This window comes from Micromonospora vulcania (genome assembly GCF_042658605.1).
GTDB lineage: Bacteria > Actinomycetota > Actinomycetes > Mycobacteriales > Micromonosporaceae > Micromonospora > Micromonospora vulcania.
Genome location: NZ_JBHSQS010000003.1, coordinates 378,917 through 395,110, shown reverse-complemented (window position 1 = coordinate 395,110; position 16,194 = coordinate 378,917). Strand labels below are relative to the sequence as shown.

9 protein-coding genes and 1 pseudogene are annotated in these 16,194 nt (G+C 70.8%); 4 read left to right on the top strand and 6 right to left on the bottom strand.

The features are described 5' to 3' along the window. Window positions 1-82 precede the first annotated feature (82 nt). The 4 genes from ACFQGL_RS06580 to ACFQGL_RS06565 form a co-directional block, all read right to left on the bottom strand. Entirely contained in the window at window positions 83-877 is a 795-nt protein-coding gene (locus tag ACFQGL_RS06580; protein ID WP_377506893.1) for a S1 family peptidase, read from the bottom strand. Between the two features lie 134 nt (window positions 878-1,011). Continuing rightward, the gene (locus ACFQGL_RS06575; RefSeq protein ID WP_377507196.1) at window positions 1,012-1,797 is read right to left on the bottom strand and encodes an amino acid ABC transporter ATP-binding protein; all 786 of its coding nucleotides are present in this window, start codon (window positions 1,795-1,797) and stop codon (window positions 1,012-1,014) included. Between the two features lie 5 nt (window positions 1,798-1,802). Beyond that, window positions 1,803-2,597, bottom strand: coding sequence for an amino acid ABC transporter permease (locus tag ACFQGL_RS06570; RefSeq protein WP_377506890.1), 795 nt, complete (start codon window positions 2,595-2,597; stop codon window positions 1,803-1,805). Between the two features lie 79 nt (window positions 2,598-2,676). After that, window positions 2,677-3,492, bottom strand: coding sequence for a basic amino acid ABC transporter substrate-binding protein (locus ACFQGL_RS06565; protein WP_377506887.1), 816 nt, complete (start codon window positions 3,490-3,492; stop codon window positions 2,677-2,679). A 250-nt stretch (window positions 3,493-3,742) separates the two neighbouring features. Between ACFQGL_RS06565 and ACFQGL_RS06560 the strand changes: the two are divergent. Next, a pseudogene (locus ACFQGL_RS06560) lies at window positions 3,743-4,141 on the top strand (helix-turn-helix domain-containing protein); the annotation flags it as partial. 109 nt (window positions 4,142-4,250) lie between these two features. Beyond that, window positions 4,251-6,239: an AfsR/SARP family transcriptional regulator gene (locus ACFQGL_RS06555; protein WP_377506884.1), complete on the top strand. Its 1,989-nt coding sequence runs from the start codon at window positions 4,251-4,253 to the stop codon at window positions 6,237-6,239. 61 nt (window positions 6,240-6,300) lie between these two features. Here the strand turns inward: ACFQGL_RS06555 and ACFQGL_RS06550 are convergent, their stop codons facing one another. Then, window positions 6,301-7,716 carry an FG-GAP repeat domain-containing protein gene (locus ACFQGL_RS06550; RefSeq protein ID WP_377506881.1) on the bottom strand — a complete coding sequence of 472 codons (1,416 nt, stop codon included), beginning with the start codon at window positions 7,714-7,716 and terminating at the stop codon, window positions 6,301-6,303. Window positions 7,717-8,033: 317 nt separating this feature from the next. Between ACFQGL_RS06550 and ACFQGL_RS06545 the strand changes: the two genes are divergently transcribed. Both ACFQGL_RS06545 and ACFQGL_RS06540 read left to right on the top strand, forming a co-directional pair. Then, window positions 8,034-8,624: a hypothetical protein gene (locus ACFQGL_RS06545; protein ID WP_377506878.1), complete on the top strand. Its 591-nt coding sequence runs from the start codon at window positions 8,034-8,036 to the stop codon at window positions 8,622-8,624. A gap of 81 nt (window positions 8,625-8,705) precedes the next feature. Continuing rightward, window positions 8,706-12,887, top strand: coding sequence for a CHAT domain-containing protein (locus ACFQGL_RS06540; RefSeq protein WP_377506876.1), 4,182 nt, complete (start codon window positions 8,706-8,708; stop codon window positions 12,885-12,887). 48 nt (window positions 12,888-12,935) lie between these two features. Here the strand turns inward: ACFQGL_RS06540 and ACFQGL_RS06535 are convergent, their stop codons facing one another. Continuing rightward, window positions 12,936-16,130, bottom strand: coding sequence for a S8 family peptidase (locus ACFQGL_RS06535; RefSeq protein WP_377506873.1), 3,195 nt, complete (start codon window positions 16,128-16,130; stop codon window positions 12,936-12,938). Window positions 16,131-16,194 lie beyond the last annotated feature (64 nt).

Here is a 16,194-nt window from a genome sequence, read left to right as displayed (position 1 = left end):
CCCGGCCTCTCGCCCACCCGAGACAACGCACCGCGCGGGCGGCCCGGACAATCGCTGTCCGGGCCGCCATCGGTCGTTACGGTCAGCCGCCGAGGCTCGCGGCAGCCGAGGCGATCGACGAGGCGAAGTAGCTCACCTGGGTGTAGACACCCGGGTAGTTGGGCCGGGCGCAGCCGTTGCCCCAGCTGACGATGCCCACCTGGATCCAGGCGTTGCTGGCGTCGCGCCGGAACATCGGGCCGCCCGAGTCACCCTGGCAGGTGTCCACACCGCCGCTGGCGTAGCCGGCGCAGATCTCCTCGGCGGGGATGAGGTCTCCGCCGTAGTTGGAGTTGCAGGTGGAGTCGCTGACGAACGGGACGGTCGCCTTGAGCAGGTACCGCTGCTGCCCGCCACCCTCACGTGCGGCGCCCCAGCCGGCGACGGTGAAGGTGCCGCTGTCGTACGCGGTCGTGTTGGCGATCCTCAGCGTGCTCAGAGTGGTGACGGGCGTCGCCAGGCGGATCAACGCCCAGTCCTTGCCGGCGCCGTTGTATCCGGGTGCCCGGTAGACGTAGTTGGATCGCACGGTGATCCGGCTGGACGACTGGAGGTCGACGACCCCGAGCGTCGCGGTGATGCTGGTGTTGGTGCCGGTGGAGCCCACGCAGTGCGCCGCGGTGAGCACCAGCCGGGAGCTGTAGAGGGCCCCGCCGCAGCCCATCGAGAGCCGCACCATGAACGGGAACTCGCCTTGGGCGGCACGGCTGCCACCGACCACGTTCGGCGTCACGGGGCTGTCGGCCGCGGCGGCCGGTGCCGCGAGAGTGAGGCTGGCCGCGGTCACCGCGGCCAACGCGGTGGCCAACAGGCCAGTGAGGGTACGCCAGCGAACCATGCTTCCTCCGCAACAGGACGGCACGCCTCGTGAGCGCACCCCGATTCGAGATGCGATCATAATATTGAAGCTAATGGATTTGCTAGGGCATCCCGTCTGGGTCGTATCCCGGCAGTATGAAACCCCGGCGCGGGCTACTGGTCGGGCTGACCGAGCTGCGCGACGCGGGTCGGGTCGAGGACCCGGGCGAGAAACGAACGGGTCCGTTCGTGCCTCGGCGCGCCGAGCACCTCCTGCGGCGGCCCCTGCTCCACCACGACGCCCCCGTCCATGAACACGACCCGGTCGGCGACGTCCCGGGCGAATGCCATCTCGTGGGTGACGACCATCATGGTCATCCCGTCCTCGGCCAGCGTGCGCATGACGGTGAGCACGTCGCCGACCAACTCCGGATCGAGTGCGGAGGTCGGCTCGTCGAAGAGCATCAGCTTGGGCTCCATCGACAGCGACCGGGCGATCGCCGCGCGCTGCTGTTGCCCGCCCGAGAGCTGTGCCGGGAAAACGTCGGCCTTGTCGGACAGGCCGACGCGCTCCAGGTTGTCCCGCGCGATCCGCTCGGCCTCGGCGCGGCCGCGCCGCAGCACCCGGCGCTGGGCGATGGTGAGGTTGTTCAGCACGGTCAGGTGCGGGAACAGGTTGAACGACTGGAAGACCATGCCGATGCCACGGCGTACCGCGTCGATCTCGACGTCCGGGTCGGTCATCTCGGTCCCGTTCACCCAGATCCGGCCGGCGGTCGGCTCCTCCAGCAGGTTGACGCACCGCAGCAACGTCGACTTGCCGGAGCCGGAGGGCCCGATGACACACACCACCTCGCCCTCGCCGACCTCGAAGTCGATGCCCTTGAGCACCTCCAGTGGCCCGAAGGACTTGTGCAGGTCGCGGATCTCGACGGCGGGACGGGGTGCGGCGGTCGTCATGCGGGTCACCGGGCCTTGGCGTATCGGAGTTCGAGGCGTCGTACCACCTGGGACAGCGGCAGGGTGATGACCAGGTAGGCGAGGCCGGCCACCAGCAGCGGGGTGGCGTTCACCCGGTCGTTGAGCATGTCCCGGCCGAACTTGGTGACCTCGATGGTCTGCGCCGTCACGCCCAGCACGTAGGCCAGCGACGAGTCCTTGGTGAGCAGGATGAGCTCGTTGGTCAGCGGCGGGATCACGATCCGGAACGCCTGTGGGACGACGATCGTCCGCAGGGCGGTGAAGTGCGACATGCCGAGGGTACGTGCCGCCTCCATCTGCCCCTTCGGCACGGCCTGGATGCCGGCGCGGATGGTCTCGGCCATGTACGCCGCGGCGGTCAACCCGAGGCCGATCGCGATCGACCCGAACACGCCGCCCGGAATCTCCCGCTCCGGAAAGGCGATGGGAATGCCGTACCCGACGAGGAAGAGCACCAGCAGCGCGGGCAGACCCCGGAACAGCTCGATGTACGCCGTCGCGACCCAGCGGTACGGCGCCACCCGGGACAGCCGCATCAGGGCCAGGATGGTGCCGAACACCAGGCCGAAGGCGAACGCGCCCAGCGTGTAGAGGATCGTGTTGCGCAACGCGACGGTGATGATCGTCGGGAACATCGACTCGATGATGTCCACGCGGAAGAACGCGGCTCTCAACCGGCCCCAGTCCGCGGCGTACAGCACCGTGGCGATGATGGCGACGAAGGCCAGGTACTGCAGCCACAGGGACAGCCGCTCACGCTGGCGGCGTCGCAACTTCACGGTCGTCGATCCTTGTCTTCGCAGAGGTGGTCCATCCGGAGGGCGCGCGCCTCGCACGCCCTCCGGTCCGGAGCTTCGATCACGCGCTCGGGCGCTTGCCGATCCACTTCTCGTAGATCTGGCCGTACGTGCCGTCCTGCTTGGACTTGGACAGCACCTCGTTGATCTTCTTGAGCAGTTCCGGGTTGCTGTCCTTCTTCACCGGGAACCCGTACTGCTCGCCGGTGTTGAACTCGGTGGCCACCGTGAACCCGCCCGGGTTCTTCTTCAGGTACTCGGTCCAGACCGGCAGGTCGTTGATGGCGGCCTCAACCTGGCCGTTGGCGAGGGCCTGCTGCAGGGCGGCGAGATCCTCGAACTCGACGAGCTGCAGGCCCTTCTCCTTCTCGAACTTCCGGGCGTAGTCACGGCCCGTGGTGGCCGCCTGCACGCCGAGCTTCTTGCCCTTGAGGTCGTCGAGCGACTTGTATGGCTTGCCGGCCTTGACCAACATCGCCTGGGTCGCATCGAAGTACGGGTCGGCGAAGTCCATCACCTTCTGCCGTTCCGCGGTGATCGTCATGCCGGCGGCGGCCGTGTCGCACTTGCCGGTGTTCAGGTCCTGACCGGACTTGATCCCCTCGAACGGGGTGTCGACGATCGTCTGCTCGACGCCCAACTCCTTGGCGACCAGATCCATGATGTCGACGTCGAACCCGGTCACCTTGCCGCTGGCGTCCTTGGACTGGAACGGCGGGTACGGCAGGTGGGTGCAGACGGTCAGCTTGCCCTGCTGGATCAGCTTGACCCCGCTGGCCTGGACCTCACTGTCGTCCTTCTTGGCACATCCCGCGCTCAGCGCGAGCGCGGTGATCGCCACGACCAGGCCGGCCCCGCGGACTGCATGGAACCTCACGGCTGTGTCCCTCCGTTCCGGCGTCCCTGTGGCGGGCAGCCAAGTTGGTGCACGACGGTGTGAGAGGGGACGGTACCCGATTCGCGAAGCCGAACCCAGATCACGTTCAGCGGCGATTGAGTACCCGACTGACCTCGAACGAGTAGCGGGGCCCAGCCGGTCGACGCGGCACGACGCCAGAAGCTGGTAGACGATCGCAGAAGACGCCACATCCGCAGCATCAGCAGGCCGAGGGAGGCGACGTCTGAGCATGGGCACGACTCCCATCACACCCCAGATGGCTTTTGCGCAGTTCGTTCGCCAGGCAGTCAATGACGCCCACAAGGACCATGGCTGGACGGTCGGCGATCTCGCGCGGCACACCGGCGTCAGCCGCTCGACACTGTTCCGCTGGCTTGCCGGCGACTGGCAGCAATATCCGGAGCTGGCCAAGGTGCGCAGCCTCTGTGCCACGCTCGGGCTCTCCATCGCCGCCGCGATCCGACCGCTCGCGATGCCGAGCGCCGGCGTCGCACCCGGCCCACGGGCCATGGCCGAGGTCGACGCCGACATGGGCGCCATCCGTCAACGACTGCTCGACGACTCGGTCCCGACCGCCGACAAGCTCCAGATTCGGGACCTCCTGCGCCGTCTGGCCCGCCGCGACATACCGGTCGAGTTGACCGCGTCGACGGCGACACCGACCGGTGCCGGCCAGGGCAGCGCCACGCCGGCCCTGCCGCAGGCGAGGGCGTCGCGCCAGTAGGCGATGTGTCCAGATGTGTACACCGCCCCACTTGGACGATCTTCCTCCACTATGGTCGTCTCTGCTCGGTCGCATCCTGGGTCTCCCGTACCACGTCGGCCGAGTGCTGGATACGGGAGAAGACTGCGGGCGCGGGGGCGATGCCGTGGAACTTCGATTATTGGACGATTTTCAGATCAGGGTGGCGGGTCGACCAATCGACCTCGGGCCACCGAAACAGCGGCGAGTGCTCGCCGCGCTGGCGGTCAACGCCAACCGGTGTGTGCCGGTCGAGATGCTCGTCGAACGGGTGTGGGAGGACATTCCGCCAGCGGACGCCCGCGGGGTTCTCTACACGTACCTCACCCGTCTACGGCGGCTGCTCGCTGTCGCGGGCGCGGCGGTGGACGTGCCGATCACCGTCGGGCGGCGCAGCGGCGGTTACCTGTTGGAACTGCCGGCACAGCGCGTCGACTTCTACCAGTTTCTTGAGCAGGTAAAGCGTGCGCGGGCCATGGAGTCCGCTGATCCCGAGCGGGCGCGGTTACTCGGGACGGCCATCGACCTGTGGCGTGGCGAGCCACTCGGCGGGATGTCCGGCGACTGGGCGGCCCGGTTCCGGCAGGGTCTGCACCGCCAACTGGTGAGCATCCTGCTCGAGTGGGCCGGCGGTGAACTACGGCAGGGCCGGTCCAGCCAGGTCGTCGACCGGCTCAGTCGCGCACTGGAACGCGAACCGCTCAGTGAGCCGATCGTGCTCCACCTGATGCGCGCGCTGCGGCTCGCCGGCCGCCGGGCCGAGGCACTCGACCAGTACGCCCGTACCCGCGCACTGCTGACCGAGGAACTGGGCGTGGAGCCCGGCCCGGAGCTGCGTGATCTGCACCGCGAGCTGCTGCACGACGAGGAGCAGCCTGCGGTTCGGAGCCGCGGCTCCGGGGCGATCCACCCGGGCTGCCAGCTCCCCGCGGACCTGCCGGATCACACCGGGCGGGACGCCGAGACGGCAGCGGCGACGGCGGCGCTGTCCGGCCCGCCGAGGCCGGACGGCTGCCGACCACCGTTGGTGATTTCCGGGCCGGGCGGAGTCGGCAAGACGGTGCTGGCCATCCGGCTCGGCCACCTGCTCGCGGACAGTTACCCCGACGGCCAGATCTTCGTAGGGATCCCGGGTGCGGGGCTCGACGAGGTCCTCAACCAGGCCCTACGGGCGCTCCGAGTCGCCGACGTCGAACGGTTACCGACAACGGCGGAGAAGCTCGGCCAGTACCGGGCCGCGTTGAGCGGCCGGCGGGTGCTGGTGGTGCTCGACTCCGCGATCGGGGCCGAGGAGGTGCGGTCGCTGGTCCCCGGTTCTCCGGGCAGCGCACTGATCGCCTCCAGTCGGGCTCGGCTGACCACCATCCCCGGCGCCGTCCACCTCGAACTGGGCATGCTCAGCCCCGACCAGTCGATCAACCTGCTGCGCCGGCTGGTCGGCGCGGACCGGCTGGCCGCCGAGCCCACGGCCGCCGCCGACCTGGTCAGGGTGTGCGCGGGTCTCCCCCTCGCACTGCGGATCGTCGGCGCGCGGCTAACCGCCCGCCCGCACCGGCCGCTGGCCTGGTTCGCCGAACGCCTGCGCAACGAGCACGGGCGCCTCGACGAGTTGGCGGTCGGAGGGCTGGCGGTACGGCTCAACGTCGAGACCGGCTACCGTGCGCTCGGCCCAGCGGCGCAACGGCTGTTCCGGCTCCTCGGCCTGCAGGGCTCACCCCGGATCGGTTGCCGCCCCGCCGCCGCCCTCCTTCGCCGCCCGTTGGACGAGGCCGAGGAGCTGCTGGAGCAACTGGCGGACGCACGGCTCGTCGAGGCGGTCACCGGCCCGGGTTACCAGGGCGTCTTCTACCGGATGAACGACCTGGTCCGGTTGTACGCGTACGAACGTGCCGCGCAGGAGGAGGGCGTCGGCGCGCTGCCGCGGACCCTGCCCCGAATGGTGATCCCCGATCAGTTTGCCGGCGGGGCACGCCAGCCGGCATAGCCCACGGCGTGACACGGCCGGGCCCGTCGGAGACGGGCCCGGCCGCGTGCGAGGTGGAACGTCAGCTGATCCGGTCGTAACCGCCCCAGCCCGTTCCCACCCGTCCCGGGGACGACAGGACCCGGTTGGTGGTGAACGAACCCGTGCCGGGATACATCCAGAGGGTGTTGTCGTTGGACTTGCGACTCACGACGTCCGACTTGCCGTCCTGGTTGAAGTCACCGGCGGTCAGCGCGTTCATGCTGTTCCACCCGTTGCCGATCGGGATGGCCGGATCGACGACGTGGTCGGTCGTGAACGATCCGGTGCCCGGGTAGAGCCAGAGCACCCCGTCGGTTCCTCGGACGACGATGTCGGACTTGCCGTCCTGGTTGAAGTCGCCGCTGGTGAACACGTCGAATCCACCCCAGCCCACGCCGACGCGGATCGTGGGCAGCGCCAGGACGGCATCGGTCGCGATTACCCCCGTACCGGGATAGACCACCAACTCGTCGTCGACGGATCGCCGGGCGACGATGTCGGCCTTGCCGTCCTGGTTGTAGTCGCCGCTGATGATTGCATCGAACTGGCCCCAGCCGGTGCCCACACGGACCGGCGAGTTCAACACCCGGTCCTTGATGAACAATCCGGTGCCGGAGTAGACCCAGAGGGTGCCGTCAGCGGACCTGCGGCCCATGACGTCGGACTTACCGTCCTGGTTGAAGTCGCCGCTGAGGATGATGTTGTACTGCCCCCAGCCGGTGCCTACCCGAATGGATGTCCCAAGGATCCGGTCGGTCGTGAACGATCCGGTGCCGGGGTAGAGGAACATCTCGTCGGTGCCGGCGCTCCGGGCCAGGATGTCGTCCTTGCCGTCATTGTTGAAGTCACCGGAGACACCCGAACTCGGGGGCGCCTGAGGTGCCGGCGGAGGTGGGGGCGCGGTCAGGCCGCTGCGGCGAATCGGACGGAAGCTCTGCAGGTCCGTCCAGGTGTTCTTGCCCAGATTCCCCTTGTTGCTGTTCCGGTAGGGGTTCCGCACCGTCTCGCCCGACGTGTTGAACGAGTAGACGTACGCGCCCTTGCTGTGGTCACTACGATTCACCCAGAAGGCGAAGAGCTCCATGTGACCGTCCCGGACCATGGCGTCACCAGGCTGGAACTCGTTGATGCTGCCCAGGGTGTACCACATCGCGTTTCCGTCGCGCAGGAAGTCGTCGGTGTTGTAGTCCCAACCATCCGACTTCTTGTTCAGGTGCCAGACCATCGAGACCAGTCCGGAGCAGTCCCGGCGGTACTTGTGGGAACCCTCCTCGTCGGTCACGGCGACACTCTGGTCCTGGGTGTACGTGAAGCCCCGGTCGACCCAGTTCTGCGCCCGGTCCAGGACCTCGTCCCGAGTGATCGGGCCGTTGATGCTGGACGCCTGCACCGGGGTGGCGACGACGGCCAGTGCGCCCGCCCCCGCCACCAGCAGCGCGGCGGTGCTGGCGACCAAGCGGGCCACTCTTCGCGGCCCGTGCCGTCTGTCGGACAATCTCATTCCGTTCTCCTCCCGTGAGCGCCCTGGGACTGGGCGCGGTCATAACCGCCGTCACGATTCGCGCCGAGCGACGGACATCGGTTCAGCGCCTACGGCAGGCGCTCGTCGCGACCGACAGCGGCCCGAGCACAGTGACAGACGTGGATGGTCGAAAGGCTGAACGGATCGTCAAGGTTCGTTCCAGGTTTCCTCTCGCTTGGTCGCCTAGCTTCGGGCCCAACCGGCGGCCGAACCGGCCGAGCCGGGGTCGGCGACACTCACCAGGAGCGGACATGGGAATGCGAAGAGTCGCTTGGACGATGGCCGCCGTCGTGACGACGGTGGCGCTCAGCTCCGGCTGCGGCGGCGATGCGGACCGGACGGCGGCCTCGTCGCTGCCGACCGCCTCGGGAAGCTCCAGCGCGTCCACGGCGACGCCGACGGCCACCCTGCCGAGCGCCACGTCCGCCCCCACCCCGTCCGGGCCGCCCCCGGCCGGCCAGCCAGCGCCGCCCGAGACCGGGCAGGGCACGGACCCCGTAACCAACCCGCCGGTGCGCCCGGTGCCCAACGGGCCAGCCGCGGTGGTCACGGCCGACGCCTCGTGCGCGGTCCCGACCCTGTCCGCCGCGGTGAAGGACTCCCTCAACGGCGAGGAGCCGGGGCAGACCGTGGCCAAGGTTGCCGTGCTGGGTTGCCGTAACGGCTACGCGAGGGTGGTCGTCACGACGGCCGGCAACGGTGTCCTCGCCGACCCCCAGCTCTTCCTACGGCGGGTGACCGGCGCCTGGCAGTTCGTCGGCCGTGCCGACGCGGGACTCGACTGCGGTGACACCGGCCTACCGCCCGCGATCGCCACGGCCTGTTCCGCGCTCACCACCTGACACTCGCCTGTGGAGCGGGCGCCTTCGGGACGACGTCGGGTCGATCATGACCCGGCGATCACGCCTGGCATGCTGTCGCGCATGACAGGCGGGATCGGTCGGGTCGTCCTCGCGTACGCACCTGACGACGCAGTGCACGTTGACGCGGTTCGGGACCTCTGGATCCTGCTGCGGGCCCGAGGGCTGGATGCCCGGTTGCTCTCCACGCCAGCCGAACTGGCCGCCGCCGACCTGGCCTCGGCCGGTGCCGTGGTGCTGATCGGCTCGCCGCTCTACCGCGAGATCGCGGCCACCAACGACCCGGGCACCGCCGATCCCGCGCTGTGGCAGGCGGCGCGAGCGATCCGCGACATGGTTGGCGGTGACGAGAAGTCCGGTGCCGCGGTGCTGCCGGTGCTGCTCCCCGGCGCGACGCGGGACGACCTGCCGGCCTTCCTACCCGGGCACGCCGGCCCGCTGCACCAGGTCCGCACGATGAGCGAGCGCGGAGTCGACGCCCTGGTCGAGGCGCTGCGGCAACGCTGCGGGACGATGGGTTCCGCGGCCCGCCACGAGCTGCGCCTGGCGGTGCGTGTCGAGCAGGGCCGGCTGCTCAGCACCGCCACGCTCGCCGGCACCCTGCTGTGTGACCGCGACGAACCGCTGCCGTTCGGCCGCGACGAGGTCTGGGCACTGCTGGACCTGCCGAACGCCGAGGCCCGGCTGGCCCAGTTGGGGCAACGGCTCTCCGCGGCGCTCTTCGACGCCGACTCCCTCGATCAGCTCACCACGCTGGTCACGACCGCCGACGACGGCACGGTGCTCGATGTCGTGGTCACCGCGGACGGTCCGGCCCACGAGCTTCCGTTCGAGATGATCCGACTCCTCGACCAGCGGGTGTTGGCCACGGTCCGAGGGGTGCGCTTCACCCGGACCGTCACGGGCGTACGCGAGCTGGCCGCCCCGCCCACCCCCGGGCCGATGAAGATCCTTGTCGCGGTCGGCGCGCCCACCCACACCGAGAACCCCGCGCTGGACATCGAGGCCGAGATGCAGGCCATCGTCAACGTGGTGGGCGAACTCGGCCAGATCGAGGTCACGATCCTGGAGGTGGCCGGCCCGCAGGAGATCGCCGAGGCGCTGCGGCGCGACGCGTACCACGTCCTGCACCTGTCCGCGCACGGCTCCCCGTACGGGGTCGAGCTGGAGGACCGCGAGGGCAACGCGGTCGACGTACAGGCCGAGGACCTCGTCCGCGCGCTGCGGCGCGGTGGACGGCCGCTCCCGCTGATCGTGTTGTCCAGCTGCGGTGGCGCGGCGGACGCCGACACCGGGCTCGCGACGACTCTGCTGCGACACGGGGCCGACCGGGTCATCGCGATGCAGACCACGGTGACCGACGCGTACGCGACCCGCCTGCTGACCAGCGTCTACCGGGCGCTCGCCGAGGACAACACGTCTGTCGCCGCGGCGCTGGCCATGGCCCGGTCGGAGCTGTTCGACGAAGCGGTAGGGGCGCGGACGCCCAACCGCCCCGAGTACGCGGTGCCGACGCTGTTCGCGTCGTCGGACGGCCCGCTCTGGGACAGCGCGGCGCAGCCCGTACCGCTCAGCAACCCGACCGAACTGCCCACCGGCGTCGGGGTACGCGAGATGCTGCTGGGTGATCTTGTCGGCCGGAGAGCCGAGCTGCGGATCGTGACGCAGATCCTGCGGGACGAGATCGCGTCCGCCGGTCAGCCCGGGCTGGTCAACGGAATCGTGCTGACCGGGGCCGCCGGCATCGGCAAGACGGCGCTCGCGGGCCGGGCGGTCAACCGGCTGCGGGACGACCTCGACGACCCGTGGTCGATCGTCGTGCACGGCGGCGCCTGGAACCCGCCCGAGCTGATCGCGGCCGTCGCCGCCACCCCGGCCGGCGCGGCCATCGGCGATCCCGGGAACCAGACGGCCGCGTTGACGGCGGTCACCGAGGCCCTGCGGACGGATCGTCTGCTGCTCGTCTTCGACGACTTCGAGCAGAACCTCACGGTGGGCGGCGACGATTTCCTCGACGCGGGCTTCGCAGAGGTCTTCGACGACCTGTGCCGCGCGGCCGAGCGCGGCAAGATCCTGGTGACCAGCCGCTATCCGGTACCGGTCGAGGTGCCACTGGCACGGCTCGAGGTCCCGCCGCTGAGCGACGCCGAGCTGCGCCGGATGCTGCTGCGCCTGCCGGGTCTGCGGGAACTCTCCTTCGACGACCGCGAATCGGTGGTGCAGGCCGTCGGTGGGCATCCCCGCCTCGTGGAGTTCGCCGACGCCCTGCTGTCCGGGGCCGGCGAGGCCCGGTTGCCGGAGGTGACCGAGCGGCTGCACCGGCTCGCCGAACAGGAGCGGCTCGATCTCCTCCGTTCGGCGGCGAACGGTCCCGACGCCGCCGAGGCGGCCCGTCAGGCGATCACCCTCGGCACCCGGGACATGCTGCTCGCCGAGTTGCTGGAGCTGTTGAGCCCGGCCGAGCACGAGGCGCTGCTGCAGGCCGCGGTGCTGCGGATCCCCCTGGCCCTGTCCGGCGACGACCTCGCGTTCGCCCTACACGAGCGGGAGCCCACCGAGCAGGAGGTGGCCGCGGCGAGCGCGCACCTGCACCGGCTGCACGGCCTCACGCTGGTCCTGCGCGACGACGACGGGGTGCTGGTGGAACCCTGGCTCCGGGAGGCCCTGGCACCCCTGCAGGGCGAGGCGCGCATCGACCGGCACCGGCGGGCCGCCGCCGTGTGCCAGCGCATCATCGAAGCCGAACGGGCCGGGTTCGAGACCCTCACCGAGGGCGTCCACCACCTCCGGGTCGCCGGCCGGTTCGACGACCTGGCCGTACTGGCGCAGACGCTGCTGCCGAACCTCGGTGGTGAGCTGACCGTCGCGGCGTTCCTCGGCGAGGTGACCCTGGGTTTCCCGGTCGAGCATCCGGCGTACCTCGACTTCGCCGGCGGCGAGCGGGACGCGCTGGAGGCCATCGGCAGCACCGTCGCCGCAGCCGCCAAGGGGCAGGAGATCCTCGACCTGCTCGCCGGCCTGGCCGAAGCTCGGCCGGGCGACACGCAGGTGCAGATCGAGCTGAGCGCGGCGCTGGACAGCCAGGGCCGCCTCACGCGCCGACTCGGTCGGGTCGACGAGGCGCGCGGCCACTACGCGCGGGCGCTGGCCATCGACCTGCGGCTGAGCCAGGCCGACCCGGACGACCTGCGGTACCAGCGCAACGTGGGCCTGAGCTACCAGAAGGTCGCGCAGCTGGCCCTCGATGTCGCGGAGGTCGACCAGGCCCGGGAGGCCGCGCAGGAGTCGCTCCGCATCCACCAACATCTGGTCGACGCCGATCCGGAGCAGCCGATCCTGCGCCGTGATCTGGGTATCTGCCTGGCCACGCTCGCCGCCGTGTGCCGCGCCGAGGATCCCGCGGCGGCGCAGCAACTGCTCGAACAGGCGCTGTCGATCTGGCGTGACCTCGTCGAGGAGACCCCGGAGGACCAGGATCTCCAGGACAACCTCTTCGACGCCGTGAGCGCCCTGGCGGACATCGTCGGGGCGAGCGGCGCGGACGCCGAGCGCTTCCAGCAGCTCAGCACCGAAGCCGCCGCGATCGTCGAGGCGCTGGCCACCGCGGCACCGGACAACGTCGCCTACCAGCGCAAGCTGCTCGCCGCGTACTGGCGGCTCGGCGACATGGATCTCGGCGTCGGCGACCTCGCCTGTGCACAGCAGCACGTCGTGGCGGGGATGTCCCTGGCCCAGCGCCTGGCCGACACCGACGAGGACAGCGCCGACGCGCAACGTGACCTGGCCACCGCCTTTCGCCGGACGGCCGACTTCGCCATCGCGAACGGGCAGCCGGAGGAGGTCCGTGGCAATCTCGAGCGGTCGCTGGAGATCGTGCAGGGCCTCGTACACCGCAGCCCGCGCAACGGTGGTTTCCACCGCGACCTGGCCGCGGCCTGCCAGACCCTCGGCGACTGGGTACGGGACAACGACGACGACCCAATCCTGGCCCGCACCCTGTTCAAGCAGGCCCTCGCGAGCTGCCGACGGCGGGCGACGCTGGATCCCGAGGACCTCGGCGCATGGCTGGGGCAGGCCGCCGCGCACGAGCGGTTGGCCGAGCTCGACCGGGCCGCCGGGCACCTGGGCCGGGCGCGCAGGCACTGGCGGGAGGCGGTCACGCTCGCCCAGGAGGCGTACGCCGGGAGCCCCACCGAGGAGCACCGGGCCGTGGTGGCCCACTACGAGGAGCAGTTTCAGAGCTGAGACCGCGATCCGGGGCGGCGACGAGCAGCCGCCGCCCCGGATCGTGGGTCAGGCGATCCGGTAGGCCCGCTGGATCGTCTGCGTCACCGTGTTGCCGGCGGTGTCGGTGGCCTGCACGCGCAGGGCGACGAAGCCGGCTCGACGCGGATGGGCGATGACGGCGACGCCCCCGAGCACCGGCAACGCGACCCACGTCCGGCCGTCGTCGAACGAGGCGGAGACGCCGAGCGTCCGGCCGGACGCGGCCGCCGAGCCGGGCTGCCGGTCCAGGGCCACCGGGATGAGCATCGTCCGGCCGGCCCGAGCCGTATTGGTGTCGTCGAGCACGGGCCTCGGCCGGGCCGTGGTCAGGGGCAGCGGCTGCGGCGTGGTCGTGTGCGCCGAGGTGAAGGTCCAGGCCACCGAGACCGACGTCGACAGGGTGTCCGGAGCGCCGCGGGTGACCGTCGCCTCCAACCGGTAGGTGGCCTTGGCGGCGGGCACCGGGAAGTCCGCGTACGGGCCGTCGGCGGTGCCGATCTCCGTGCCGTTGCGCGTCAACCGGTAGTGCACCGGCAGGTCGTCCCGGCTGGCCGGGCGGCCGGTGGCGTCACCGAACAGGGGCGGTGCCGCGAGCGAGATGGTGTCTCCGTCGCGGCCGGCGTAGCCCAGTGGTGACCACGCCGGAGGCTGGCTCACCGTCGGTCCGAAGGGCGCCGCGTTCCAGGTCTGGGTGTACGTCCTGCCCGGCTGGTAGGTGGACTCCTGGGTGGTGAGGTTGTCGCCCTCGAGGAACGTGGACGTCCAGACGATGCCACCGTCGGTGTTGTAGTACTCGGTGGCGTGGAACGGCAGGTCGATCGACGTGTTCGAGCCGATCGGGCCGGGGCCGCCGGGAGCCGACGCGCGGTGGAACCGGGCGGCGGTCGCGGTGGTGGACTGGCTCCGGTAGGTCGCCTTGACGGTGGCGAGGTTCGCCGGCGACAGCTTCTTGGTCAGGCCCGTGAACATGTCGCCCTGACGCACGTACGCGAGGTCGTACGTGTAGGGGCTGTTCCGGAAGGTCCCGTCCTTGCCCGGACGGGCGAGCCCGACACCCAGCGTCGCGGCGAATTCAGGGGCCGCGACGGCGGGCCCGATCCGGCCGAAGAAGACGTCCGCGAACGACACCCCGCTGAGCTGCACGCCCGGGTAGCGGAAGCCGTCGTTCCAGTTCGCGCTCACGTTGATCGACATCGGCGCGGCGTCCCGCTGGGGCACGGTCAGCGCGACCGGCCGTGCCGTACGGGCGTCGAGCGCCTCGGTCACCGGACCGTGCACGTCCAGTACCGGCTGCACGAGCAGCGTCGACGCGGTGCCCTCGTGAATGGTGCTGTAGAGGGCGTAACGGCCCTTGGGCAGGCGCAGGGTGCCACCGCCCGGCACTGCGTCGAGGGTGGTGAACTCGCCGGTCGTCAGGTTCGCCGCCACGGTCGTGTACTCCGTGGCCGGTTTGCCGTCCCGCCCGGTGTGGTCGAGCCGGACGTCGTAGCTCTCGATCTCCCGATTCAGCGCGAACGGCGTACGCACCCGCAGGTCACCGGCACCGGTCGCGGTCAGCGCGCCCTGGTAGACGCCGTCAGCGGCGTCGACCCGGGTGTCCACGCTGATCGTCGCCTCGGCGCGGCCACCGGCCGGCACCACCAGCGTGGCGGGGCTGACCGTGATCATGCCGGCCGGCGCGGGGGCCACGGACAGCGACAGGGTGACCGGCGTGGTGCCCGCGTTGCGGTACGCGACGACCTGGGTGAACGGGGTGTCGTCGGCGTGCGGCCACCGCTGGACCGGGAAGTCGATGGCACCGACCTCGGCGGCGACCGGCTGGGCGACCGCACGACCGATGTCCAGCCGGCCCGCGCCCTGCTCATAGAGGCTGTCGTCGCCGGCCGGCTTGGCCGAGTCCATCAGGGCTGCCTTGAGCTGGGGGCCGGACCAGTCCGGGTGCTGGCCGGCGAGGATCGCGGCCGAACCCGCCACGTGCGGAGTCGCCATCGACGTGCCCGCCATCGCGACGTAACCGCCGCCCGGGGCGGCCGCCACGATGTCGACGCCCGGCGCGCTGATCTCGGGCTTGATGTGGTTGTCGCCGATGCGGGGACCCCGGCTGGAGAAGTACGCCCGCTGGTCGTCGGCGTCGACCGCGGCGACGGCGAGGGCGTCGTCGGCGGTGGCCGGCGAGGAGACCGACTTCGGCTTGCCCTCGTTGCCGGCGGCGACCACGAAGAGGGTGCCGTACTGGCGACTCAGGTCCTGGACCGCGGTCTCCAGCGGGTCGAGAGCGGGCGTGTCGGTGCCGCCCAGGCTCATGCTGACCACCCTGACCTGCGGCGCGAGCCACTGCATACCGGTGATGATGTCCGAGTCCTGGCACTCGGTGGTGGCGCAGACCTTGCCGACGAGCAGCTTCGCGCCCGGCGCCACACCGCGGTACCTGCCGTCGGATGCGGCGCCGCTGCCCATGATGGTCGACGCCACGTGGGTGCCGTGGCCGACGTTGTCGCTGGGGTCGTTGCCGCCGGTGAAGTCCCGGACCTCGGTGAGGTGCCCGGCGAAGTCGGGGTGGCCGGCGTCGATCCCGGTGTCGAGGACACCGACGGTGACCCCGGTGCCGTCGAAGCCGGCCTGCCAGGCCGACGGGGCACCGATCTGCGGCACGCTGTGATCCAGGGAGACCTTGCGCTTGCCGTCCAGCCACACGTGGGTCACCCCGGCGGCGAGGGTGCGCTGCGACGACGTACCGCGGGTGAGCGACGACCACAGCTCGACCCGGTCGTCCCGGCCCGCCCGCACGGCCAACGCGTGGGCGGCGGGCAGGTCGGCCCGTACCCGCGCGGAACCCCCGACGGCGGCGGACCGCGCCTGCGCAGCCTGGTTCTGCGGGTACGCGACCAGCAGCGGCAACTCGGCAGCGCGGTCGTCGTAGCCGAACTCGCCGAGCGCGGTGAGGTCGAACAGCCGTCGGTCCAGCCGACCGTCCTGCAGCAACGGCAGCGCGTCCACCGGGACGACGTACTGGTGGCCGCCCTCTCGGCTGCTCACGAACCAGATGGCGGCCCGCCCGGGTCCCCGCTGGATCTCCAAGTCACCGTCCGCGCTCAGGAACACCCGGTCGCCGGTGATCAGCGTGAAGGTGCCCGGAGAGCCGGAGACCGGGGCCTCCGGCTTCTCCTGCGCCTGCGCCGGATGGGCCGTCAGGCCCGCCGCGACCAATGCGGTCGCGAGCACTCCGGCTGTCAGGGCGCGTCGTTGCCGTCGTCGCACATCGTCCTCTCCGCCTCGGGCCTCTCCC

Bases quoted from the DNA above. Each gene is read 5' to 3' on its own strand.
- ACFQGL_RS06580 (WP_377506893.1), bottom strand. From the start codon at position 877: ATGGTTCGCTGGCGTACCCTCACTGGCCTGTTGGCCACCGCGTTGGCC.
- ACFQGL_RS06575 (WP_377507196.1), bottom strand. From the start codon at position 1,797: ATGACGACCGCCGCACCCCGTCCCGCCGTCGAGATCCGCGACCTGCAC.
- ACFQGL_RS06555 (WP_377506884.1), top strand. From the start codon at position 4,251: ATGTGTACACCGCCCCACTTGGACGATCTTCCTCCACTATGGTCGTCT.
- ACFQGL_RS06545 (WP_377506878.1), top strand. From the start codon at position 8,034: ATGGGAATGCGAAGAGTCGCTTGGACGATGGCCGCCGTCGTGACGACG.
- ACFQGL_RS06540 (WP_377506876.1), top strand. From the start codon at position 8,706: ATGACAGGCGGGATCGGTCGGGTCGTCCTCGCGTACGCACCTGACGAC.